Genomic DNA, 23,430 nt, shown 5'->3' on the forward strand with positions numbered 1-23,430 from the left:
CAGATAATAGTTCAAAGGTGCACTTCAATTTAACAGAAACTTAGGATAACTCTCAGCTAGGTAGAAACCCCTCTCTGTAAGTATGTTAAATTTACTTTACCTTATCATAACCTTTAAATATGAAATTGATTACTTAACATTGTACATTAACTTTACATATATTTCAAGAACTACTTTAGATAATTTTCCTTTATATAATCTATGCGCTTTAATATATTTTGTTTACCTAAAACATATATTATATTAACCATTTCTGGCCCATGTACAGCTCCAGTCAATGCAACTCTTGTTGGCATAAATAAATTTTTACCTTTTATTCCAGTTTGCTTTTGAATTTTTTTCATAATACCCTTAGCAAAATCTTCATCTATTTCTTCCACTTCACTTACCGCTTCTTCAAAAGCATTTAATAGTTCGGGCACTTGTTCTCCTTCAATAACTTCTAACGCTTTATCATCTTCTATAACTACTTTATCATTAAAGAAAAAATCTACTTTATCCACAATATCTTTTGTTGTAGATAGGTTTTCTTGAACAGTAGTTACCATAGTCTTCAACCATTCATATCTATTTTTTACATCTTCATCAGTAATATAACCTGCTTCTTTTAAATAAGGAATACAAAGGTCTGTAATTTCATCTGCAGTTTTACCTCTAATATAATGTTCATTTACCCAATTTAATTTTTCTTTATCAAATATCCCACCAGTTTTAGCTACTCGTTCAAAGGAAAATTGTTCTATTAATTCATCCATATAAAGTATTTCTTCATTACTCTTAGGACTCCAACCTACTAATGCCAAATAATTTACTATAGCCTCTGGTAGATACCCTTCTTTTATAAATCCATCTACCGAAACATCTCCATGCCGTTTACTTAATTTTTTCTTGTCTTTATTTAAAACAGTAGGTAGATGAACATATTCCGGTTTTTCCCATCCAAAAGCTTCATATAACAGTATATGTTTTGGGGTAGAAGCTAGCCATTCTTCACCACGAACTATATGAGTTATCTTCATTAAATGGTCGTCTACTACTACGGCCATATGATAAGTAGGAAAACCATCTGATTTTAAAAGAACTTGGTCATCTATATCGTCAGTATTTATAGTAATATCTCCCCTAACATGGTCATGGAACTTCACATCTGTATTATGAGGTAATTTTAATCTTACTACATATTCTTCTCCGTTAGCGATTCTCTCTTTGGCTTCTTCAATAGAAATATTTCTACAAAAACCATCATATTTAGGAATTAAACCTTCAATCTTTTGTTCTTCTCTTACTTTGTCAAGTCTTTCCTTTGAACAAAAACAATAATAAGCATGACCTTTTTCTATTAATTCATCTATATATTTTCTATAGATATCTAATCTTTCTGATTGAATATATGGTCCATAATCTCCTTTTTGTATTATTTCCCCATTCTTCAAAAATACGCCTTCATCATGGCTTATTCCAGCCCATTCTAAAGACTGGATTAAGTTTTCAATAGCACCTTCTACAAATCTACTTCTATCTGTATCTTCTATCCTTAAAATAAATTTTCCATTATTATGTTTTGCAAATAAATAATTATAAAGAGCCGTCCTAATGGAACCTATGTGTATATATCCAGTAGGACTAGGAGCAAATCTTAATCTTACTTCTCCCATTGCTACTACACCTCCTAAATAAAATACCTATATACTATTATGATTAATCAAATAATCCTTTAAAAAAATCTGCTATGGCATCAAATATTTTACTTATAAATGATTTCGCTTCTTCACTCTGTCCAATAATATTATCTAACTTTCCAGAAATGTCCTTTAATTGGGTTTTTATATCATCTAAATTTAAATCTAATTCAGAAATATGCTTCATTAATGATAATATTTCTTCTATTTGCTTGTCAGTTAGCTTAATACCAGATTCTTGGGCCATATCTTCTATTGTTTCCCTAATTCCTTTTTCATCTTTAATATTATTAGCAACTACATAAGCCTTTACATTGTTAATAAGTTCTGTAGCATTTTCATTACCAATTTCATCACCTAGCATGGCAGTTTTAGCAATTTCTTCACTAGCTACTTCCTTTTCTTCTTCTGTTACTACTTCTCCAGTTATACCCTCAAAGGCCTTTATTATACCTGTTAATGCTGCAGTTCCAGAAACATTTATAGGACTTGTAACTTTTACATTTGCATCTTTAACACCAGCTGTTATAAGTGCATTTCTGTACATATCTTCTGTAACCCAAGAAATATTATTAGTTTGTACTGTAATTCCTTGGCCTTCATCGAGTTTTTCCACATAGGCGCAAGATAAAGCTTTAGTACCTAATAAGCTTTCATCTATATGTTTTCCAAGATATTCTCTTTCTTCTTGATTAGTAACTTCTACTATCCTAGTATTTTCATCTACACCAAAGTGATTAAGCACTTCTTGTCTTTGAGCTTGCGTTAAATTTTTTCCAATACTTACTACAACTTCATTTGTTATACTATCAGCAAACACTATAACAGAAGAAAGCAATAGAACTACAATCAATAGACTAGATGTTATTCGCCTCAACATTAATATCCCTCCTTAACTCATAAAATATTAACCTTCTAAAATAGAATACCTTATTATCTTATATTTTTCAATTCTTTTAGAACTCTATCCTTAATTTCCTTTACTTCAATATCCATATTTTCTCCTTCTTTCCTTAAGGAGTACTCCACTACATTTTCCTTTGCCTTTTTACCAACAGTAACTCTTATAGGTATTCCTATTAAATCTCTATCATTAAACTTAACTCCTGCCCTTTCATTTCTATCATCTAAAAGAACTTCTACCCCTAAATCTTCAAGTTCCTTATATATTTCTTCTCCTAATTTCTTTTGCTCTTCATTTTTTACATTAATAATAGTTACAATTACATGGTATGGTGCAACTATCAATGGCCATATTATACCATATTTATCATGGTTTTGTTCAACTATTGCAGACATGGCTCTAGAAACCCCTATACCATAAGAGCCCATATAAAAATGCTTATCTTTTCCATTTTCATCTAGATAAGTAGCTCCTATACCTTCACTATATTTTTTCCCAAGTTGAAATATATTTCCCACTTCAATACCTCTATCTAAAGAAAGAACTTCCCCACATTTAGGGCATAAATCACCTTTTTGTATATCTATTAAATCTTCTACTACTTCCCCGATAAAATCCCTATTATAATTTACATTTTTAATATGATAGTCTGTTTCATTTCCGCCTACGACAAAGTTTTTCATTTTTGTTACCCTAGAATCTACTAAAAGTTTTACATCTTCTTTTAAATCCACAGGTCCAGTAAATCCTGATTTAGCTCTTGTTATTCTTTCTATAGTTTCATCATCTGCTATTACTAGTTCATGTTCTGCAACCCCTAAATGATTACACAATTTAGTTTCATTTAATTCCCTATCTCCTGGTATTAAAGCAATAATAGGCTCATCCTGAACTTTGTAAACTACAGCCTTTGCAAGTTTATACTCCTCGACATCCATAAATCTAGCCAAATCTTCTATAGTTTTAATATTTGGAGTGTGTACTTTTTCTTTTTCTAATTCATCTTCTCCATCTATCTTTTGCCTATATACTACTTTCACCTTTTCATCTGTAGCAGCATAATCACAAGAATCACAATAGGCAACTAAGCTTTCCCCTACTTCTGACATGGTCATGAATTCATGGGATTCATTTCCTCCCATTGTACCTGAATCACCTTCTACCACTTTGTATTTAAGATTTAGTCTATCAAATACTTTTTCATAGGCTTCCCACATATTTTCATAGGAAACTTTCATATTTTCTTCATCAGTATCGAAACTATAAGCATCTTTCATAATAAATTCTCTACTTCTAATTAACCCAAACCTAGGCCTTTTTTCATCCCTATACTTAGTTTGAATTTGATATAAATTTAAAGGCAATTGTTTATATGATCTTATTTCGTCTTTTATAAGGTTTGTAAAATACTCTTCATGAGTTGGCCCTAAACAAAATTCTCTTTCATGTCTATCTTTTAACTTAAACATTTCTGGCCCAAAATCATCCCATCTTCCACTAGCTTCCCATAATTCTTTAGGTTGAATTGCAGACATTAACATTTCTTGTGATCCTGCTTTATCCATTTCCCCTCTAACTACATCTTCTATCTTTTTTATAACACGATAACCAAGAGGTAGGTAAGAATACACTCCTGACACTAATTTTCTCATCATGCCTGACCTTAATAATAATTGATGGCTAGAAATTTCTGCTTCTGATGGTACTTCTCTTAAAGTAGGCATATATAAATTCGACATTCTCATTTCTTTTCCCTCCATATTTATTAATATTTTTTATAATAAAAACCTTCGCCTCATTAGAGACGAAGGTTTTTCGCGGTACCACTCTAGTAATTTGTAGAATACAAACTACAAATTCACCTTAAAATTTTTAACGGTATTACCGTTTAGAACTACTTACTTTTCATTCTAAATGCTCAGAGACGGGTTCAATATTAAGAGGGTCAGAAGTCTTCCAGCATTTTAACTTCCTCTCTAGGACCATTAATACATACTATTTCTCATCTTAGCAAATATTTAATTACATACATATTACTAAAAGAACATTATATTGTCAATAAACTTAATTTCTAAAAACAACTTCTTCCTTCTCAAACATTTTTACAGTAATAAACAAAAACAGAACTATATATGTTAAATTCCATAAACTAGTTGTTAAAATATGTTTATAGTTAAATACAGACACAATTACCTCTTTAATTACACCAATAGTACTCATTACTGGTATATGAAAATAATGCTCTGGTACTGATCTGCCATCAGTGAACATAGTAAAATAAGCTGGTACCATAAGAACTATAGTTAAAGGGCCTAAATAAGTTTGTGCCTCTTTAAAGTTCCTTGCATAGAAGCTTATCGATAACTCTATACTAGCAAAAGTAAAAGCTAGCTGTAAACATACAAAAGTTATTACAATAGCAGATTTAAAAGGTAATGCTGCCCCTTCTCCCATAAAGTCTGGACTTATTTTAGACGCTATTAGAAAGCCTATTAGAGATGCTATTGTACCTATAACCCCTGCTACAACTACAGTAAAGTATTTACCCATAAGGATTGATGTTCTACTAGCTTTAGTAGTTAAAAGTGGCTCTAAGGTCTGCCTTTCCTTTTCCCCAGCTCCTAAATCTGTTGCCGCTGCAATTCCACCAGCTGCCGACCAAATAGTTAGCATAAAAGGTAGCATCATAGCAAACATCATAAGCCCTTCTCCACCTTCTTTAGAAACACTGGTACCTTCGATTGCTATAGGATTAAGAACCTCGGGATCGATGCCTGCTTTATCTAATCTATTTGCAACAATAACCTGTGAATAACTAGAAATAATTTCTGATATCCTTGAAAATGCTATATTAGATTTTTGACTAGTATCATCATATATTATTTCTACTTCAGGCTTTTCTCCTTTTTCTAATTTTTCATCTATTTTATCATCAACTTTTACTATAGCCTTTACATCTAGTTTATCTAAAGCCTTGTCTATATCTTCTACTTCTTTTATATTAATTTCTTCACTATTACTAAGATATTCAGTTAAGCTATTTTCCGTTTCATATATTAATCCAATATCTACTGGTTCAGTGCTTTCTTTCATTAAATCTGAACTACCTAATCCCATGAAAAAGGCTATTAAAGGAAATATAATAATAGGAATTATTATACTAGAAATAATGGTTTTTTTGTCTCTAAAAGTATCCATTATTTCTTTTTTAAAAACTATCCAAGTATATCTATTCATTATTACCACCTACCAAGGACACGAATATTTCTTCTAAATTATCTTCTTCATATTTGTCTTTTAAATTTTCTAAACTCGAAACTTCTACTAATTCACCTTTATTTATAATTCCTACTTCATCACATAATTTTTCCACTTCATTCATAGAATGACTTGAAAAAATAATCGTCTTACCTTTAGCCTTTAGTTCCTTTATAAACTGGTGTACTATCCTTACGGCTGTTACATCTAATCCCGATGTAGGTTCATCAAAAAACATTATACTTGGATTGTGAATAATACTCCTTGCTAAAGAAACTTTCTGTTTCATACCCTTAGAAAATTTTCCAGTCTTTTTATCCATATACTCTCCCATATCTAATGTTTTTGAAAGTAATTCTATACCAGAGTCAATTTCTCTTTTGTCCATACCATTTAACAAACCGAAATATTCAATATTTTCTCTTGCTGTTAATCTATCATAAAGGCCAGTTTCTCCACCGAAAAGTATTCCAATTTCTTCTCTAACCTCTGCCGAATCTTCTACTATATCATATCCATTAATTACTGCTGTACCATTAGTAGGCTTAAGCATTGTAGCTAACATCCTAAGGGTTGTAGTCTTACCAGCGCCATTTTCACCTAATAAGCCGAAAACTACTCCCTCTTCCACTTTAAAGGATATATTATTTACTGCAGTAATCTCTTTAAATTTTTTTGTTAATTCAATTGCTTCTATCATAGATTTCCCCCTTTAAAACAAAAATTTTAGTGTATTGAGTTTATGGTACACTAACATACTATAGGTGTCAAGAGCTAATTTTACCTTTTAGACTTCTTTATTCCTTAATTATATATACTTATCCTGTTAAAATTTCTTTTATTCTTCAATTCTTTTCAATAAACAAACGCTATAAGAAGATATACCCTCTTTTTTCCCTACAAAACCAAGTTCTTCTGTTGTAGTCGCTTTAACATTTATATTTTCTATAGGGGTATTTAATACCTTTCCAATGTTTTTCCTCATGTCCAATATATAAGGTGCTAATTTAGGGGATTGTGCCGCAATTACACTGTCTATATTTCCAATTTCATACCCTTTTTTCTCCATAATAATATATACTTTCTCTAATAGTACCATACTGGATATATCCTTATATTTCATATCTGTATCAGGGAAGTGTTTGCCTATATCATTTAATGCTAATGCTCCTAAAATACTATCCATTATAGCATGTACTAAAACATCTGCATCTGAATGACCTAAAAGCCCCTTTTCATGAGGAATGTCCACTCCTCCAATAATTAATTTTCTCCCTTCTACCATTTTATGAACATCATAGCCTATTCCTATTCTCATTTTTATTCACCCTATCTAGTTTGAAAAATATATTTTCTTTGTCTAAAGAAATAATCTTTATCCTTTAAAAGAGATTCTGCCACAATTAAATCTTCAGGAGTAGTAATTTTTATATTTTCATAACTACCCATTACCATTTTTACCTCATATCCAGCTCTTTCTACTAACATACTATCATCTGTTCCGACAAATCCGTCTTTTATTGCCTTTTCATAAGCTTCCATAATAATAGTATGCTTGAAACATTGAGGAGTTTGAGCTGCCCAAATTTTATCTCGATTTGGTGTTTTATCTACATCATTATCAGAATCTACTACTTTTATAGTATCTTTTACAGGAACACCTATGACACAAGCATCATATTTTAATACTCCTTTTATACCATCTACTATATTTTCATTTTTTACAAAAGGTCTCGCTCCATCATGAATTAGTACTATATCTGCTTTTTCATCTAAAGCTAATAATCCATTATATGCTGAATCTTGCCTGGTTTTGCCACCTCTAACTACCTTAGAAACTTTATTGAAACCATATTTTTTCACTATTTCTCTTTTGCAATATTCTATTTCCTCATCCTTAGCTACAACAATAATTTCATCTACATAATTACAAGCTTCAAATTTTTCTATAGTATGAGCTAAAATAGGTTTATTATCTATTGAAATAAATTGTTTATTTATTTTACTTCCCATTCTATTACTCATTCCTGCCGCAGCTATTATTACTGAAACGAATTTTTTATCCAACATTCTTTTCACCTCTTAAACATTATAGCATAACCTAATTGCAACTTGAAATAATATTATAGATTTAATCTACCCAAAAAAACAAAAAAATATTAGGGTCATGTCCGACCCTAAACAGCTTTATCTACTGCAGATTTCGGTTTTGCAAATATCATTCTTCCTGCAGAGGTTTGAAGTACACTTGTAACTAGCACCCCAATAGTATCACCTATATGTTTTTTTCCACCTTCTACAACTATCATAGTACCATCATCTAAATATGCCAAACCTTGACCTGCCTCTTTTCCATCCCTTATTACCTGAACAGTCATTTCTTCTCCAGGAATAACTACTGGCTTAACAGCATTAGCTAATTCATTTATATTTAAAACATCTATGCCTTGTACTTCCGCTACTTTATTTAAATTATAATCATTTGTTAAAACCTTACCATTCATTTTCTGAGCCAATTTTAAAAGTTTCGAATCTACTTCTTGTATATCTTCAAAATCTTTTTCATAAATAATAACTTCTACATCTAATTCCTTTTGTATCTTATTTAATATATCCAAACCTCTTCTACCTCTATTTCTTTTCAAAGAATCTGATGAATCGGCAATGTGTTGAAGTTCTTCTAGTACAAATTGAGGTATAACTAAAGGTCCTTCAATAAATTCCGTTTTACATATATCTGCAATCCTTCCATCAATTATTACGCTAGTATCCAAAATTTTAGGACAAAATTTACAATCTGACCTTAAAACCTCCTTAGTTGCTGTATCCCTTCTAAAAAATCCTCCAACTGTATTAGCAATATCTTCTCCCTTTCTAGTTGGAACAGTAGCACCTAAATATCCAAGTATTAAGTATAATATAATAGATACAACAACCCCTAAATAGGGCACTTTCAAATTATAAAATGGTTGGCTTAGTAAATAAGCAATAACTAGACCTATTATTAGTCCAATAGAACCTACTACAATATTAGATAATGGAATTTTCTGTAGTTCTACTTCTAAAAAAGATATTGCCTTTTTGCCACCTTTTATAAACTTATGGGATAAAGAATAAAATATAATTCCAAATAAAATACTAACGCCGATACTAAACCCTATATTTAAAATTCCTTTATTACTTAATTTTAAAAAGGGTAATGCTTTTAAACCTATGGATATTCCATAGCCAATTAAAACTCCTATAATTGTAATTACTCCTTTTGCAATTTTATCAACCATAAATTCACCTCCTGTATATATATTTATTACCATATAAACAATTAATATAACCACAAAAATATTTTTTAAAAAATATTTTTGTGGCATAATAATTATATACTATTCAGCAACCTCAAATTTTATTGATTCATCAATAAGATTCTCCGCACTTTCTTGTTCTACATCAAGCACCAATACAATTTCACTTACTAGCATCTGTTTTGCATTATTTAACATTTTTCTTTCCCCAGTTGATAAACCTTTTACATCATCTCTAATCATTAAATTTCTAACTACTGTTGCTATTTCATGTATATCTCCACTTTTTATTTTTTCCATATTCATTCTATAACGCCTATTCCAATTTTGAGGCATTTTACTTTGTTCTCCTCTTAAAATATTGAAAACTTGATTCATTTCCTCATTTGTAATGATTTCTCTAATACCTATCTCTTCAACATTGTCTACTGGCACCATAACTCTCATCTCACCTATTGGCATCTTCATAACATAGTATTTTTTCTTATCCCCTAGAATTTCTTTTTCCTCTACCGCTATAATTACACCGGCCCCATGCATTGGATAAACAATCTTATCTCCTATATCAAACATGCTAGACAACCTCCCATAATCATACTTGTTTATAATTATACATTATTTGCTTATGGTTGTCAAAGAGTACATTGTATCACATTGATATTTCCTTTGTCAAATAAAAAAAATTTCTTTTAATTTAAACTTTTTTATAAAAAATAATAAGAAAAATTTGACAACAACTTGTCCTCATAAGTATAATAAAGCTAGGGTATAAAAATACAAACAATTAAATTTGACTGGGGTGGGGATATATGGTTAAAGATGCAATAAACATAGATGAATTTAATATTTGCGATGATTTTCAAAAGAAAGTTTCAGAAGTCCTTATAAGACATAAAAGTATTTTAGATGTCATTACAAAGCTAGAAGAATATAACTCTAGAATAAATAGGGCTATAGTAAAATCTGTAACCTCATGTGGATGTCTCTCAATTTCTGCTACTAAACAAAGTTATAATAAAGAAACTTTAGAAGAGGTAAGAGATCATATGAGCGATCATTTGGAAGGCAATTTATGTGAGGTCTGCGAAGAAATGATAGAAGAAGAAATAGGCGCTTATTTATTTTATCTTGCCGCTTTATGTAATACAATAGATGTAAATTTAACAGATGTATTGCTAAGAGAGTATAGTAATTTAAAAACTTTAGGTATATATAGTATAAAATAGAAAAGCACATATATGTGCTTTTCTATTTTATACCACAAATTTGTCTTCGTGAACTACCGCCACTTATAGAATATGGCAGAATTTTTGCAGGTCTAGGTTAAAACAAAATTCTACCTTTCTTAAAAGTAACCTTTTCTTTAAATTAGTGTTCTATCTATCATAGCTTGTTCTTGACATCTTCTTATACCTTCTTTTATAGTTCTAGCTCTCACTTTACCTATGCCGTCAACTAAATCTAAATCTGACACTGAAGCTTTCAAAATCTCTTGGAAGGATCCAAACATTTTTATAACATTTTCTAAAACTGCTAAAGGCAATCTAGGTATTTTACTTAAAATTCTATAACCCTTTGGATATACACTAGTATCTAAAGATGCTAATCCATTACTATAGCCTAAAACACTTCCTATATTTTCTAAACTCAATAATGCATTTGATGAAAAATTAGATATTTCCTTTCTTACTTCTGTATATTTTTCTTCCCTTATGGAATAATCTTTTACCACATTATATCCATCTTCATCTACACCACTCATTAATTCATTTAATTGCATACTAATAAGACGTCCTTCATTACCTAATTCTAAAATATATCTTTCTATTTCAAAAGCCACTCTAGAAACCATTTCTAATCTTTGTATCACCCTTGACACATCATAAACAGTTACTAAATTTTCAAATTCTAAAGCTGTTAAATTATTCATAGCTTGGTCTAACACAGTTTTATATTTTTCTAAAGTTTGTATAGCTTGATTAGCTTTATTAAGTATTTCACTGGATTCTTTAAGAATATATTTATCTTCTCCTTTGTAAAGAGTAATAACATTCCTTCTTTGAGATATGGCAATGACTAAAGTTTCACATTGTTTTGCAACTCTTTCTGCCGTCCTATGTCGAGTGCCTGTTTCTTTGGAAGAAATATTTTGATTGGGAATTAATTGAGCATTAGCATAAAGTATTTTTTTGCAATCACTACTTAAAATAATTGCTCCATCCATTTTTGCTAATTCATATATATAAGATGGTGTGTATTCACTATTTATATTAAAACCACCATCTACTATATCCAATACCTCTTTTTCATCTCCTATTACGATTAATGCACCAGTTTTAGCACGAACTATATTTTCTAACCCTATCCTTAACCGGGTTCCTGGTGCTACTATTTCTAATGAACCATATATTTTATTCTTTTTAGCCATACCTTCCATAACTATCCTCCCAATATTATCTCTAATGCTTCGCCTACATTATTTATTCCAATAACTTTAATGTTAAGCTGATTTTCATTCTTTAAATCTTTTTTATTTGTATTAGGAATTATAGCAATCTTAAAACCTAGTTTTGCTGCTTCCTTCAACCTCTTTTCAACAAAACTAACAGTCCTTACCTCTCCTGTTAACCCAACCTCTCCCATTACTATAATATCCGATCTTATAGGAGTATCTCTGAAACTTGAGGCAATAGAAGATATAATTCCTAAATCCATAGCCGGCTCCTTAGATTGTAATCCACCAACTATATTTACATAAGCATCACTATTCTGAAGCTGGTATCCAACTTTCTTTTCAAGAACTGCTATCATAAGAATAACTCTATTATAATCTATCCCCATAGTTGCCCGCCTAGGCATACCAAATATAGTTGGACTTATTAAAGATTGAATTTCTACCAACATAGGCCTAGTACCTTCTATAGTAGGTACTACTACGCTACCAGAAGCAAGTTCTGGTCTTCCAGAAAGTAAAAATAAAGATGGATCCTCTACTTCTACTAATCCCATTTCACCCATTTCAAACATACCTATTTCGTTAGTAGAACCAAATCTATTCTTTACAGCCCTAAGTACCCTATAACTATGAAACTTTTCCCCTTCCAAATATAAAACCGTATCTACCATATGTTCCAATATTTTAGGACCAGCAATTGAACCTTTTTTAGTTACATGGCCTACAATAAATGTGGCTATGCCTTGTTCTTTTGCTATATTCATCAAAATATGAGTTACTTCCCTTACTTGACTCATACTTCCAGGGGTAGAAGTTATAGTTGGCGTATAAACAGTTTGAATAGAATCCACTATTAATATATCTGGAGAAACTTTATCTAATCCTTCCTTTATTATATCCCAATTTGTTTCTGGTAAAATATATAAATTATCAGTTTTTAATTTTAATCTTTCAGCCCTTAACTTTATTTGCTTTGGAGACTCTTCTCCTGCTATATATAAAACTTTTAGATTTTTATTTCCTAGTTTATTTGCTACTTGTATAAGTAGTGTAGACTTTCCTATTCCTGGCTCTCCTCCAACCAGTACTAGAGAACCTTTTACTATTCCTCCGCCAAGTACTCTATCTAATTCTTGACTTCCTGTATAAGTCCTATCCTCATTATCTATTTTAACATCTGCAAGTTTTTCTACTTTGCTTTCAACAAATCTACTAATGGGCTTTGATTTTTGCCTATCCTTAATTTCTTCTTGAAAAGTATTCCATTCATTACAATCTGGACATTTTCCTGCCCATTTATAGGTTTCATAACCACAACTTTGACAGACAAATACAGTTTTTACTTTAGCCACATTATCCCTCCTTACTGCCATTAAACTAATTATATCTAAGAAGAAAAATTCTTGCAACAAAAGAAAGCCATGGTTAAACCATGACTTCTTTAGAAATTTATTTTAAAGATGTTTTAGAAAATACTAACTCTTTATCTTTATAACCTATGAATATATCATCTTCTTTAGACACATTTCCCTTCAGTATTTCTTCAGCTAATTGATCTTCTACCATTTTTCTTATAGTTCTTTCTAAAGGTCTTGCACCATAAACTGGATCAAAGCCTTTTTTACTTATATATTCTTTGGTATCTTCACTAATATTTATATTTATACCTAATTTTTTAAGCCTTTTTGATAAATCTTCAATCATTACATCTACTATTTCTTTAACATGTTCTTCTTGTAATGAATGGAATATTATGGTCTCATCTATTCTATTTAAGAATTCTGGTCTAAAAGTTCTTTTTAATTCTTCAGATATAGTCTCTTTCATTCTTTCATACTCTTCTTTCCCCTCATCTCCAGGAGAGGCAAATCCAAGTACATTTTGTTTTCTTATTGATGTTGCTCCTACATTGGAAGTCATAATAATAACTGTGTTTTTAAAATCTACTACCCTTCCTTTAGAATCTGTAAGCCTTCCATCATCAAGTATCTGCAACAACACATTAAATACATCAGGGTGAGCCTTTTCTATTTCATCAAAAAGTATTACAGAATAAGGCTTACGTCTTACGGCTTCGGTTAACTGGCCTCCTTCATCATAACCAACATATCCTGGTGGCGAACCTATTAACCTAGAAACTGAATGTTTTTCCATATATTCAGACATATCTATACGGATCATAGAATCTTCATCGCCAAATAAAACTTCGGCTAAGGCTTTAGCTAAATAGGTTTTTCCTACACCGGTAGGTCCTACAAATATAAAACTTCCCACAGGCTTACCAGGATCTTTTAATCCTACTCTAGCTCTTCTGACAGCATTTGATACAGCATCAACAGCTTGATCTTGACCAATTACTTTTTCATGAAGAATTTCTTCCATCTTTAATAATCTTTCACTTTCTTCTTCAGTCATTTTCTTTACTGGAACACCAGTCCAATCAGATACTACTTTTGCTATTTCCTCATATCCTACTACCATGTCTGAAGTTTTCTTCTTTTGTTGCCATTTACCTTTTTCTTCCTTTAATTCATCTTTTATTCTTTTTTCTTCATCCCTAATTCTTGCTGCTTTTTCAAAGTTTTGAGTATTAACTGCTTCTTCTTTTTCTTGGTACAATTCCTCTAATCTTTCTTCTAAATCTTTCAATCCATCTGGAGCTGTATAGGATTTTAATCTTATTAAAGAAGCTGCCTCATCTATTAAATCAATAGCCTTATCAGGTAAATATCTATCAGTAATATACCTATGAGACAATTCTGATGCCGCCTTCAATGCTTCATCTTGTATCTTCACTCTATGGTGGGCTTCATATTTATCTCTTAGTCCCTCAAGTATTTTAATTGTATCTTCTACGGTAGGCTCTTCTATCATAATTGGCTGAAATCTTCTTTCCAACGCTGAATCTTTTTCTATATATTTTCTATATTCATCTATTGTAGTAGCTCCCACTACTTGAATTTCACCTCTTGCAAGAACAGGTTTCAAAATATTAGATGCATCTATAGCTCCTTCTGCTGCTCCAGCTCCAACTAAAGTATGAAGTTCATCTATAAATAATATTACATCCCCAGCCTCTTGTAGCTCTTTTAATACAGCCTTTAATCTTTCTTCAAATTCACCTCTATATTTTGCCCCAGCTATCATACCAGGTAAATCTAATGTGACTACCGTTTTATTCCTACTAGTTTCCGGCACATTCCCTTCAACTATTTTCTGCGCCAGACCTTCTCCAATAGCCGTTTTTCCTACTCCTGGTTCTCCAATTAGAACTGGATTATTCTTTGTCCTTCTACTTAAAATTTGAATTACTCTTTCTATTTCCTTCATTCTACCTATAACTGGATCTATTTTCCCATCTTCAGCTAATTTATTTAGATCTCTACTATATTTATCAAGGTTTGGAGTAGAACTATTCTTACTTGGTGCTCCATGGGAAGGTTTTGGGTGATTTTCTGAAACTGATTTTATTATACTTTCCCTTATTTGGTTTAAATCGGCACCTAAATTAACTAATACTACAACAGCAATTCCTTCACCTTCTTCTATTAATCCTAACAATATATGTTCTGTTCCTACATAATTATGTCCTAACTGTCTAGCAGCTACAAAACTTAATTCAAAAATCCTTTTAGTTCTAGGTGTAAAACCTAATATATCTGTTTCATACTTTCCTTCTCCAACTAATTTTATAATTTGATTTCTAGCCTTTTCTAAGTCTATTCCCATATTATTTAGGGTTTTAGCTGCTATACCTTCTCCTTCACTTAATAACCCTAATAATAAATGTTCTGTTCCTACATAATTATGTTTTAAATTACGGGCTTCCTCTTGAGCCAATAATATTGCCTTTTGAGCTCGTTCTGTAAATCTATTAAACATAGCCATACTATTCCTCCTAACTCATTATATCTTATCTCTTATTAATTGTGCTCGTTTAGTATCTCTTTCCCCTTTAGTCATTTCTTTTTTAAAACTTTTTTGTAAACTTGCAGGTTGGGTTAGTATCATAAGATTACTTATATCCTTTACATTTACATCTTTAATTAGACCTATTTCTGCACCTAATTTTACATTGGATAATAGTTTCATTGCTTCCCTAGAAGAAATTATCCTAACATACTTTAAAACACCATAGGATCTAAAAACCCTATCTTCAATTTCCATTTTTCGTCTACTAACAAATCCATCTCTAATATCTCTTTCCTTATTTATTATTTGATGAGCTACATTTTTTAGTTTTTGAATCATTTCCTCTTCTGTTTCACCTAAGGTTGTTTGATTAGATATTTGAAATAAATTTCCCAAAGCCTCTGAACCCTCACCATAAAGACCTCTAACTGTCAAACCAACTTGATTTACTGCTTGGATAATATTATTAATATATCTTGTAAAAACTAAACAAGGTAAATGAAGCATAACAGATGCTCTAAGACCTGTGCCTACATTAGTAGGACAGGAGGTTAAATATCCTAATTTTTCATCAAAGGCATAGTCTAAACTTTCTTCTAATCCATCATCAATTTCACTACATAAATTCCAACTTTCATCTAAATTAAGACCTGATGAAAGAATTTGCATTCTTATATGATCTTCCTCATTTATCATAATTCCAACTTTTTCATCATCCCTTAATAACACACTACTTTTCATAGAATTCTTAACAAGCTCTGGACTTATTAAATGTTTTTCTACATAAAATCCCTTATCTAGATAATCTAAATCCTTAATTTTAACAAAGTTATAATTTCCACTATCTATACTATCTTTTGCAGCATTTAATATTTCATCTGTAACAGATTTTGCATCTTCTAAGTTCATATGTTGAGGAAATTGATAATTGTTTAAATTTCTAGCAAGGCGTATTCTACTACTTATAACTACATCTTCTTCTGGCCCAGTACCTTCAAGCCATTTAATCATACCCATCACTTCCGACCTCCTTCAATTTCCCCTTCTAATTCTTTTATTTTATCTCTTACTATAGCTGCCTTTTCAAATTCTTCTTTCTTAACCAAAGAATCTAATTGACTTTTTAGAACTTTTAACTCCCTTTTTATACCTATAATTCCACCACCTCTTTTAGGTATCTTACCTATATGACTATTATGTCCATGAACTTCTTTAAATAATGGAATAAGTCTATCTTTAAAAGCATCATAACAATTAGGACAACTAAATTTACCTACTTGTTTAAACTTCTCATAACTCATCCCACAAGTTTTACATACAAGATCTTCTTCTTTTTGCGTTGGTGAATCTTGAATATTATCAATTAATCCTGTTAAAAACTTATGAAAAGAAAAAGGGGTATCAAATTCTAATTCCTTATGATCCTTGGCACACTCTTCGCATAAATGTAACTCTGTCACTTCACCATTAACTACTTTAGTATAGTGAAGAGTAGCAGGGTTTTTTTCACAAGCTTGGCATAACATTTAAATCCCTCCCAATTATTCAACAAAAACTAATAGTAAGTTTTTGAGAATATCTGCTCTTAATTTATTTCTTTCACTTGTTACACTAGCTAAAGCACTATCTCCTAATACCACTTTTATTATTTCTCCTTCTCTTTTTGTAATTACATCTTCATCTACTAATCCTTCTATTACATTATAAGATTTATACTTAGTAATTGAATCACCAATTGTATCTATTATTAAACTCTTTATATTCTCATCTTCTTTTATACTAACCTTCTCTATTTTTATATACCCTCCTCCACCTCTTCTACTCTCTATATAATAGCCCTTATAGGGTGTAAACCTAGTAGTAAGTACATAGTTTATCTGAGAAGGTGCACAATCAAAATATGCTGCTAGTTCATTTCTTTGGATTTCTACAATTCCTTCCTCTGCCTCTTTAAACAATTCTTTTATGAATTCTTCGATTATATTACTTAATCCTGGCACATTTCCACCTCTTTTGACTTTGACTTTCTTTGCCCTTGATTATATTGTCCATTATACCATAAAACTTATCTATATGTATAGTACCCAATTTTTATTTAAATAAAAGATATAAATAAAAAATCATTATACTAAATAAAGGTCCAATCCTGATTAGATTGGACCTTTATTTATATTATTCTTTTTCTGCTTCAGCTTCTTCTATTATTTTCTCTCTTACTTCTGCTGGAACTTCTTCATATTTAATAAATTCCATTGTAAAACTTCCCCTTGCCTGAGTCATACTTCTTAAATCAATAGCATATTCAAATAACTCAGATTGAGGTGCTTCTGATATAACAAGTTGCTTACCATCTTCTTGAGGTTCCATTCCTAATATTCGTCCTCTACGTTTATTCATATCTCCCATTACGTCCCCCATATACTCTTCAGGAACTAATACTTCAACTTTCATAATAGGTTCAAGTAATATAGGCTTTGCTTTAACTATACCTTTTCTAAAGGCTAAAGTAGCAGCCATTTTAAAGGCCATTTCATTGGAATCTACTGGATGATAAGAACCGTCATATAATGTAGCTTTAACATTAACTACTGGATAACCAGCAAGAGGTCCACGTTCTAAAGCTTCTTCTAACCCTTTTTCTACTGCTGAAAAATATTGTCTTGGTACTGCTCCACCAAATATTTCTTCTTCAAAAATAAACTCTTCTTCAGCAGGTTCAAATTTTATAAATACATCACCATATTGACCTGCGCCACCACTTTGTTTCTTATGTTTACCTTGTACATCTGATTTCCCCTTTATAGCTTCCCTATATGCTACTTTCGGTGTAGTTAATTCTACCTCTACCCCAAAAGAATTTTTCAATTTATCTTTAATTACGTTTATCTGCATATTTCCCTGTCCGCCGATTAATAACTGTTTAGTTTCACTATTTCTTTCTACTGTAAAAGTTGGATCCTCTTCTCTTAGTCTTGATAGAGAAGTTCCTATTTTTTCTTCATCTCCCTTTGACTTTGGTTCCATAGCAAAAAATAATGTTGGTTCTGCGAACTCTATTCCTTCATAAGTAATCATATTATCTTTATCACATAAAGTATCCCCAGTTTCTGTTACTTGTAACTTAGAAGTTGCTCCAATATCTCCAGCTACTATTTCCGATACATTTATTTGTTCCTTTCCTCTTAATACAAATAAACCACTAAGCTTTTCTGAATCTTCTCTATTTGAATTGTAAATATTATCATCTTTTTTTATCTTACCCGATTTTACTTTAAACAAGGTTAATTTACCAACAAAGGGGTCTACGATTGTTTTAAATACTGATGCTGAAAAAGGTTCTTCTGGATTTACTTTTTCATCTACTTCGCTTGGCGCTGGAATATATTTTTTCACTGTATCCAGTAATTCTTCCATACCTATATCCTTATCTCCTGAACCTACCAATAAGGGAACTAAATCTCCATTCTTTAGCGAATTTTTTAAACCTCTTTGTAACTCCTCATCAGTAAACGCTTCTCCTTCAAAATATTTTTCCATTAATTCTTCTTCTGTTTCTGCCACTTTTTCCATTAACATTTCTTTAATTGATTCTACTTCATCTTTTAATTCTTCTGGAATGTTTGACTCTTCACCAAATACATTTACTATTCCTTTAAAATCCTCTACTTGCCCTATTGGTAGAGTGAAAGGTACTATATTGTCTCCAAAAAACTCTTTCAATTGGTTAAATGATTTTTCATAGTTAACGTTTTCTTTCTCCATTTTATTCAAAAATATTATTTTGGGTATATTAAAATCTTCTGTATATTTCCATGCCTTTTCTGTACCTACCTCTACACCTGACGCAGCATCTACTATTAGAATTGCTCCTTCACTTGCCGTTAAGGCGCCTAACATTTCCCCAGCAAAATCAAAATATCCTGGAGTATCTAAAAAGTTATATTTAATATTATTACTTTCTATGGGAATTATAGAAGTTCCAATTGAAACTTGTCTGGATATTTCTTCTTCATTAAAATCAGACATAGTATTTCCATCTTCAACACTTCCCTTTCTCTTTGTAACACCTGCTGCATGTAATAAAGCTTCTGTCAACGTTGTTTTACCACTGCCAGCATGACCGATTAAGGCTACATTTCTAATTTCATCTGTTCCATATACTTTCATATATACTTTTCCCCCTTAACAAGCATTTTTGTTCCTTATGAGTTATTATTCTACAAAAGTTTTTAAATTCCTTTAAAAATTTATTTCCTTAAATATAATATCCTCATAATAAACTTATAAGATGTTAATTAAAGTATCTTTATTAAATTGTATCATGAACTTTTAAAAAATTCTAATACTTTTTTCTTGCTCTTATTCACTATGGTTGATATACTAAAATTTAGATAGATCTGAAAGGAGCTGATCTTTTGTCAATACATTTTAGAAAAGAAATTAAAGACTTACAACCCTATAAGCCAGGAAAACCTATTAGAGATGTTAAAAGAGAGTTTAACTTGGACAAGGTTGTTAAATTAGCATCAAATGAAAATCCATTAGGTTGCTCTAAAAAGGCTAAAAAAGCTATTATGGACTCTTTAGACAATTTGGCAACTTATCCTGATGGTAATGCAACTATTCTTAAAGAAACACTTGCTAAAAAATTTAATGTATCCACAAGGGAGATACTTCCTTCTAGTGGTGCTGATGAAATGATTGACTTAATATCTAAAACCCTCTTAGAGAAAGATGATGAAGTTATTATGGCAGATATTACCTTTCCAAGATACATAGCTACCGCCGAAATGATGGGTGGAAAACCTGTAATTGTTCCATTAAAAAATTATACTTATGATTTAGAGGGTATGTTGGAATCCATAACAGAAAAAACAAAACTTATTTGGTTATGTAATCCAAATAATCCAACAGGTACAATGGTAACTAAAAAAGAGGTATTAGACTTTTTAGATAAGGTACCTGAAAACGTTGTAGTCGCCTATGATGAAGCTTATAGAGATTATGTTACAAGAGAAGATTATCCAAAGAACAGTATAGAACTTATGAAAAAATATCCAAATGTTATAGTTATGAGAACCCTTTCAAAAGCCTATGGCTTAGCTGGAATAAGAGTAGGCTATATAGTAGCAAATGAAGATATTGTTACAAATATCGATAAAGTAAGAGGACCTTTCAATGTGAATTCTTTAGGACAAGTTGCAGCAGTAGCCGCCCTTGAAGATGAGGAGTTTTTAAAAGAAGTTTATAATAATAATTTAGAAGGTAAGAAGTATTTTTATGAGGAATTAGAAAACATGGGATTATTCTTCCCACCTTCAGAAGCTAATCACATTTTTGTAGATGTTAAAAGAGATGGAAATGAAGTTTTTAAAGAAATGCAAAAACTTGGAGTAATTATCAGGCCTATGGCTGGAACCTTTATTAGAATTTCTATTGGTACTATGGAAGAAAATAAATTATGCATAAAAACTTTAAAGAAAGTCTTAAAAAACAACTAAGGTCTCCTTAGTTGTTTTTTGTTAAAACTATACAAAGGGTATAACGATTATATATCGAATTTACTACTATCTTATAATATAAGGAGTTGGACAGTATGACAGATAGAGAAAACATATTAATCTTTAAAGGAAATATAGCATTTACACCTACTAAAGATTCTTTTATTACTTATGAAAATCATTACTTAATAGTCAAAAATGGAAAAGTAGAAGGCATTTATCCTAGTTTAGATGAAAAATATAATAATATAAAAGTTAGAAATATAGGAGATAAAATTATTATACCTGGATTTGTAGATTTACACTTTCACGCTCCTCAATACCCTAATAGGGGATTAGGATTAGATAAGGAACTTATTCCTTGGTTAGAAACTTATACCTTCCCAGAAGAAGGCAAGTATAAAGATATAGATTATGCAGAGAAAGTTTATACAAAAATGATTGAAGATATTTGGAAAAATGGAACTACAAGAATTTCTCTTTTTTCTAGTGTTCACAAAGAAAGTACTAAATTGCTTTTAGATTTATTGATAAAATCAGGCCTTGGAGGATATGTTGGTAAAGTAAACATGGATAGAAATACTTCTGAATATTTAACAGAAGATACTAATATTTCTTTAAAAGAAACAGAAGAAATATTAATAGATTATAATAATAAATCAAGTGTAGTAAAACCTATTATTACTCCACGATTTGTTCCTACATGTACTCCAGAATTATTAGAGGCTTTAGGAAAACTTTCTAAAGAATATAATATTCCTATTCAATCTCATCTAAATGAAAATATTGGTGAAGTAGAATGGGTAAAAGAGCTACATCCTGAATCTGAAAATTATTCTAGTGTATATAATAATTTTGGATTATTTGGACAGCAGAAAACCATTATGGCTCATTGTATCCATAATACAGAGGAAGAGCTAGTTTTAATGGCAGAAAATCAAGTACATATAGCTCACTGTCCTCATTCAAATTATAACCTATCTAGTGGAATTATGCCTGTTAGAACATTTTTAGATAAAGGAATACCCGTTGGTTTGGGTTCAGATGTATCAGGAGGACATAAGGTTAGTATTACTAATGTAATGGTTTCCGCTATTCAAGCTTCAAAAATAAAATGGTTAGAAACAAATAAAGAACTTGCTCCATTGACTACAAGTGAAGCATTCTATCTTGGTACAAAAGGTGGCGGCAGTTTCTTTGGAAAAGTAGGAAGCTTTGAAAAAGATTATGATTTTGATGCATTAATAATTGACGATTCAAATCTAGGCAACTTTAAAAAGCTTTCCTTAGAAGAAAGAATACAAAGATTTATTTATATTGGTGATGATAGAAATATTGAAGAAAGGTATGTTCAAGGTGTTAAAGTAGAAAAACCCCTTGTTTAATATTAATTTAACCCTACTAATTTAGTAGGGTTATTTTTTTACTATGCTCCTATGATATTAGTTGCATTTTCATTTATTTCTTCAATAGTATTTACTATTTTTAAGGCTGTTTCTGTATCAAATACTTCAATAATACTACCTATATTTCTAAAAGGTTCTTCCGTTAATTCTTTGGCCTTCATAACTCCATTTTTAACTACATAATCCACTATATGTTTTAGAAATCTAATTTGTTTACTATTTAAATTTTTATTATTTAAGAACTCAGAAAAAGCTTCATTAGCTGCCTTTTGATCTAAACCTACTATCTCCCTTACTAAAATAGATAAAGATTTGTCTCCATATTCTCTTTCATATTCTTCTTTAGTTCCAACTTCACTCCATAAAATTTTTTCTAACTCTTTAAAATCACTAGCTGTAAGTCTTTCATTATTTTTTAGTTTGTATATAGAAATATGATTTTGATTTTCATTTATATAACGATTAACTTTCTTTTTATAGTCTTTAAAATCTTCTATTGTAAATTCTCCTTCACTTTCTATTATATTAGTTACTTCATCTTGAATATTTGTAAAATATATACCTCCTCTTTCATAGATACTTAAACTCTTTCTATTTAATTCTCTTTCCTCCAGGTAATCCTCCTTTTCAATCGTTCCTAAACTATAAGCTTCATATAATTTTTTTAAATCTGAATTAAGCCTAGAAATCCTAAAAGAAAGGGAAATCCGATGTTTTTCTACCACCTCAATCTTCATCTTGCTTATACCAATTATCCTATCTTTACAATATGCTCCACTTGCATCAATACTCAGTACATTTCTTAGTTTTTTATTACTTCTAACCCCATTCCTCATTAGAAGCGGCTTAGTATTACCATTAAAAATTATACCTCTATACTTATTGACTGGATTTCTTTCTAGATCGTATCTTGTTATTTTAAAGTGGTCTTTCTTTTTATTGTTATCAAGTATCTCCTAAGCTGCCAAAAATAAATCATTTGGAATTATAGCTTCATGGAGTTTTCTACAATTATC

20 protein-coding genes and 1 other annotated feature are annotated in these 23,430 nt (G+C 30.6%); of the genes, 3 read left to right on the forward strand and 17 right to left on the reverse strand.

The window, feature by feature from the left end:
* Positions 1-170: 170 nt before the first annotated feature.
* The 9 genes from gltX to VK071_07600 all read right to left on the reverse strand — a co-directional run bounded on the left by gltX (position 171) and on the right by VK071_07600 (position 9,713).
* A complete protein-coding gene (gene gltX, locus VK071_07560; GenBank protein ID HLR35165.1) occupies positions 171-1,655 on the reverse strand; it encodes a glutamate--tRNA ligase in 1,485 nt (494 codons plus the stop codon).
* A 43-nt stretch (positions 1,656-1,698) separates the two neighbouring features.
* Positions 1,699-2,559, reverse strand: a complete 861-nt coding sequence (locus tag VK071_07565) for a DUF1002 domain-containing protein (GenBank protein HLR35166.1) — start codon at positions 2,557-2,559, stop codon at positions 1,699-1,701.
* Positions 2,560-2,612: 53 nt separating this feature from the next.
* A complete protein-coding gene (locus VK071_07570; protein HLR35167.1) occupies positions 2,613-4,328 on the reverse strand; it encodes a proline--tRNA ligase in 1,716 nt (571 codons plus the stop codon).
* Between the two features lie 52 nt (positions 4,329-4,380).
* Positions 4,381-4,601: a binding site (T-box leader), on the reverse strand.
* A gap of 46 nt (positions 4,602-4,647) precedes the next feature.
* A complete protein-coding gene (locus VK071_07575) occupies positions 4,648-5,820 on the reverse strand; it encodes an ABC transporter permease (GenBank protein HLR35168.1) in 1,173 nt (390 codons plus the stop codon).
* A complete protein-coding gene (locus VK071_07580; GenBank protein HLR35169.1) occupies positions 5,813-6,541 on the reverse strand; it encodes an ATP-binding cassette domain-containing protein in 729 nt (242 codons plus the stop codon). Before VK071_07580 ends, VK071_07575 begins: the two co-directional genes overlap by 8 nt.
* A 138-nt stretch (positions 6,542-6,679) precedes the next feature.
* Entirely contained in the window at positions 6,680-7,159 is a 480-nt protein-coding gene (gene ispF / locus VK071_07585) for a 2-C-methyl-D-erythritol 2,4-cyclodiphosphate synthase (protein ID HLR35170.1), read from the reverse strand.
* An 11-nt stretch (positions 7,160-7,170) separates the two neighbouring features.
* Positions 7,171-7,911: a 2-C-methyl-D-erythritol 4-phosphate cytidylyltransferase gene (ispD, locus tag VK071_07590; GenBank protein HLR35171.1), complete on the reverse strand. Its 741-nt coding sequence runs from the start codon at positions 7,909-7,911 to the stop codon at positions 7,171-7,173.
* Between the two features lie 107 nt (positions 7,912-8,018).
* Complete coding sequence (locus VK071_07595) at positions 8,019-9,122, reverse strand: PIN/TRAM domain-containing protein (protein ID HLR35172.1); 1,104 nt, start codon at positions 9,120-9,122, stop codon at positions 8,019-8,021.
* A gap of 99 nt (positions 9,123-9,221) precedes the next feature.
* Positions 9,222-9,713, reverse strand: coding sequence for a CarD family transcriptional regulator (locus VK071_07600; protein ID HLR35173.1), 492 nt, complete (start codon positions 9,711-9,713; stop codon positions 9,222-9,224).
* 236 nt (positions 9,714-9,949) lie between these two features.
* Between VK071_07600 and VK071_07605 the strand changes: the two genes are divergently transcribed.
* Complete coding sequence (locus VK071_07605; GenBank protein HLR35174.1) at positions 9,950-10,366, forward strand: DUF1573 domain-containing protein; 417 nt, start codon at positions 9,950-9,952, stop codon at positions 10,364-10,366.
* A gap of 137 nt (positions 10,367-10,503) precedes the next feature.
* On the opposite strand, the gene disA is transcribed toward VK071_07605, so the two are convergent.
* From disA to fusA, 7 genes are all read right to left on the reverse strand, one after another.
* Positions 10,504-11,577: a DNA integrity scanning diadenylate cyclase DisA gene (gene disA, locus VK071_07610; protein HLR35175.1), complete on the reverse strand. Its 1,074-nt coding sequence runs from the start codon at positions 11,575-11,577 to the stop codon at positions 10,504-10,506.
* A 2-nt stretch (positions 11,578-11,579) separates the two neighbouring features.
* Complete coding sequence (radA, locus tag VK071_07615; protein ID HLR35176.1) at positions 11,580-12,947, reverse strand: DNA repair protein RadA; 1,368 nt, start codon at positions 12,945-12,947, stop codon at positions 11,580-11,582.
* Positions 12,948-13,044: 97 nt separating this feature from the next.
* Positions 13,045-15,483: an ATP-dependent Clp protease ATP-binding subunit gene (locus VK071_07620; GenBank protein ID HLR35177.1), complete on the reverse strand. Its 2,439-nt coding sequence runs from the start codon at positions 15,481-15,483 to the stop codon at positions 13,045-13,047.
* An 18-nt stretch (positions 15,484-15,501) separates the two neighbouring features.
* Positions 15,502-16,524, reverse strand: coding sequence for a protein arginine kinase (locus tag VK071_07625; GenBank protein HLR35178.1), 1,023 nt, complete (start codon positions 16,522-16,524; stop codon positions 15,502-15,504).
* Positions 16,524-17,033 carry a UvrB/UvrC motif-containing protein gene (locus VK071_07630; GenBank protein HLR35179.1) on the reverse strand — a complete coding sequence of 170 codons (510 nt, stop codon included), beginning with the start codon at positions 17,031-17,033 and terminating at the stop codon, positions 16,524-16,526. The genes VK071_07625 and VK071_07630 overlap by 1 nt, the downstream gene beginning before the upstream one ends.
* 15 nt (positions 17,034-17,048) lie before the next feature.
* Positions 17,049-17,507: a CtsR family transcriptional regulator gene (locus tag VK071_07635; GenBank protein ID HLR35180.1), complete on the reverse strand. Its 459-nt coding sequence runs from the start codon at positions 17,505-17,507 to the stop codon at positions 17,049-17,051.
* Positions 17,508-17,679: 172 nt separating this feature from the next.
* Positions 17,680-19,674 (reverse strand): elongation factor G, encoded by a 1,995-nt coding sequence (gene fusA / locus VK071_07640; protein ID HLR35181.1) that lies wholly within the window; start codon positions 19,672-19,674, stop codon positions 17,680-17,682.
* A gap of 248 nt (positions 19,675-19,922) precedes the next feature.
* On the opposite strand from fusA, the gene hisC reads away from it, so the two are divergent.
* Together hisC and guaD are read left to right on the forward strand one after the other, a co-directional pair.
* Positions 19,923-21,008, forward strand: a complete 1,086-nt coding sequence (gene hisC, locus VK071_07645) for a histidinol-phosphate transaminase (protein HLR35182.1) — start codon at positions 19,923-19,925, stop codon at positions 21,006-21,008.
* Between the two features lie 95 nt (positions 21,009-21,103).
* Positions 21,104-22,393 carry a guanine deaminase gene (gene guaD / locus VK071_07650; protein HLR35183.1) on the forward strand — a complete coding sequence of 430 codons (1,290 nt, stop codon included), beginning with the start codon at positions 21,104-21,106 and terminating at the stop codon, positions 22,391-22,393.
* A gap of 41 nt (positions 22,394-22,434) precedes the next feature.
* Here the strand turns inward: guaD and VK071_07655 are convergent, their stop codons facing one another.
* A complete protein-coding gene (locus VK071_07655; GenBank protein ID HLR35184.1) occupies positions 22,435-23,250 on the reverse strand; it encodes a type I restriction-modification enzyme R subunit C-terminal domain-containing protein in 816 nt (271 codons plus the stop codon).
* Positions 23,251-23,430: the final 180 nt, after the last annotated feature.

The organism is Tissierellales bacterium, from assembly GCA_035301805.1.
In the GTDB taxonomy this organism is placed as follows: domain Bacteria; phylum Bacillota; class Clostridia; order Tissierellales; family DATGTQ01; genus DATGTQ01.

Bases quoted from the DNA above. Each gene is read 5' to 3' on its own strand.
- gltX (HLR35165.1), bottom strand. From the start codon at position 1,655: ATGGGAGAAGTAAGATTAAGATTTGCTCCTAGTCCTACTGGATATATA.
- VK071_07565 (HLR35166.1), bottom strand. From the start codon at position 2,559: ATGTTGAGGCGAATAACATCTAGTCTATTGATTGTAGTTCTATTGCTT.
- VK071_07570 (HLR35167.1), bottom strand. From the start codon at position 4,328: ATGAGAATGTCGAATTTATATATGCCTACTTTAAGAGAAGTACCATCA.
- VK071_07575 (HLR35168.1), bottom strand. From the start codon at position 5,820: ATGAATAGATATACTTGGATAGTTTTTAAAAAAGAAATAATGGATACT.
- VK071_07580 (HLR35169.1), bottom strand. From the start codon at position 6,541: ATGATAGAAGCAATTGAATTAACAAAAAAATTTAAAGAGATTACTGCA.
- ispF (HLR35170.1), bottom strand. From the start codon at position 7,159: ATGAGAATAGGAATAGGCTATGATGTTCATAAAATGGTAGAAGGGAGA.
- ispD (HLR35171.1), bottom strand. From the start codon at position 7,911: ATGTTGGATAAAAAATTCGTTTCAGTAATAATAGCTGCGGCAGGAATG.
- VK071_07595 (HLR35172.1), bottom strand. From the start codon at position 9,122: ATGGTTGATAAAATTGCAAAAGGAGTAATTACAATTATAGGAGTTTTA.
- VK071_07600 (HLR35173.1), bottom strand. From the start codon at position 9,713: ATGTTTGATATAGGAGATAAGATTGTTTATCCAATGCATGGGGCCGGT.
- VK071_07605 (HLR35174.1), top strand. From the start codon at position 9,950: ATGGTTAAAGATGCAATAAACATAGATGAATTTAATATTTGCGATGAT.
- disA (HLR35175.1), bottom strand. From the start codon at position 11,577: ATGGAAGGTATGGCTAAAAAGAATAAAATATATGGTTCATTAGAAATA.
- VK071_07620 (HLR35177.1), bottom strand. From the start codon at position 15,483: ATGGCTATGTTTAATAGATTTACAGAACGAGCTCAAAAGGCAATATTA.
- VK071_07625 (HLR35178.1), bottom strand. From the start codon at position 16,524: ATGGGTATGATTAAATGGCTTGAAGGTACTGGGCCAGAAGAAGATGTA.
- VK071_07630 (HLR35179.1), bottom strand. From the start codon at position 17,033: ATGTTATGCCAAGCTTGTGAAAAAAACCCTGCTACTCTTCACTATACT.
- fusA (HLR35181.1), bottom strand. From the start codon at position 19,674: ATGAAAGTATATGGAACAGATGAAATTAGAAATGTAGCCTTAATCGGT.
- guaD (HLR35183.1), top strand. From the start codon at position 21,104: ATGACAGATAGAGAAAACATATTAATCTTTAAAGGAAATATAGCATTT.
- VK071_07655 (HLR35184.1), bottom strand. From the start codon at position 23,250: ATGAGGAATGGGGTTAGAAGTAATAAAAAACTAAGAAATGTACTGAGT.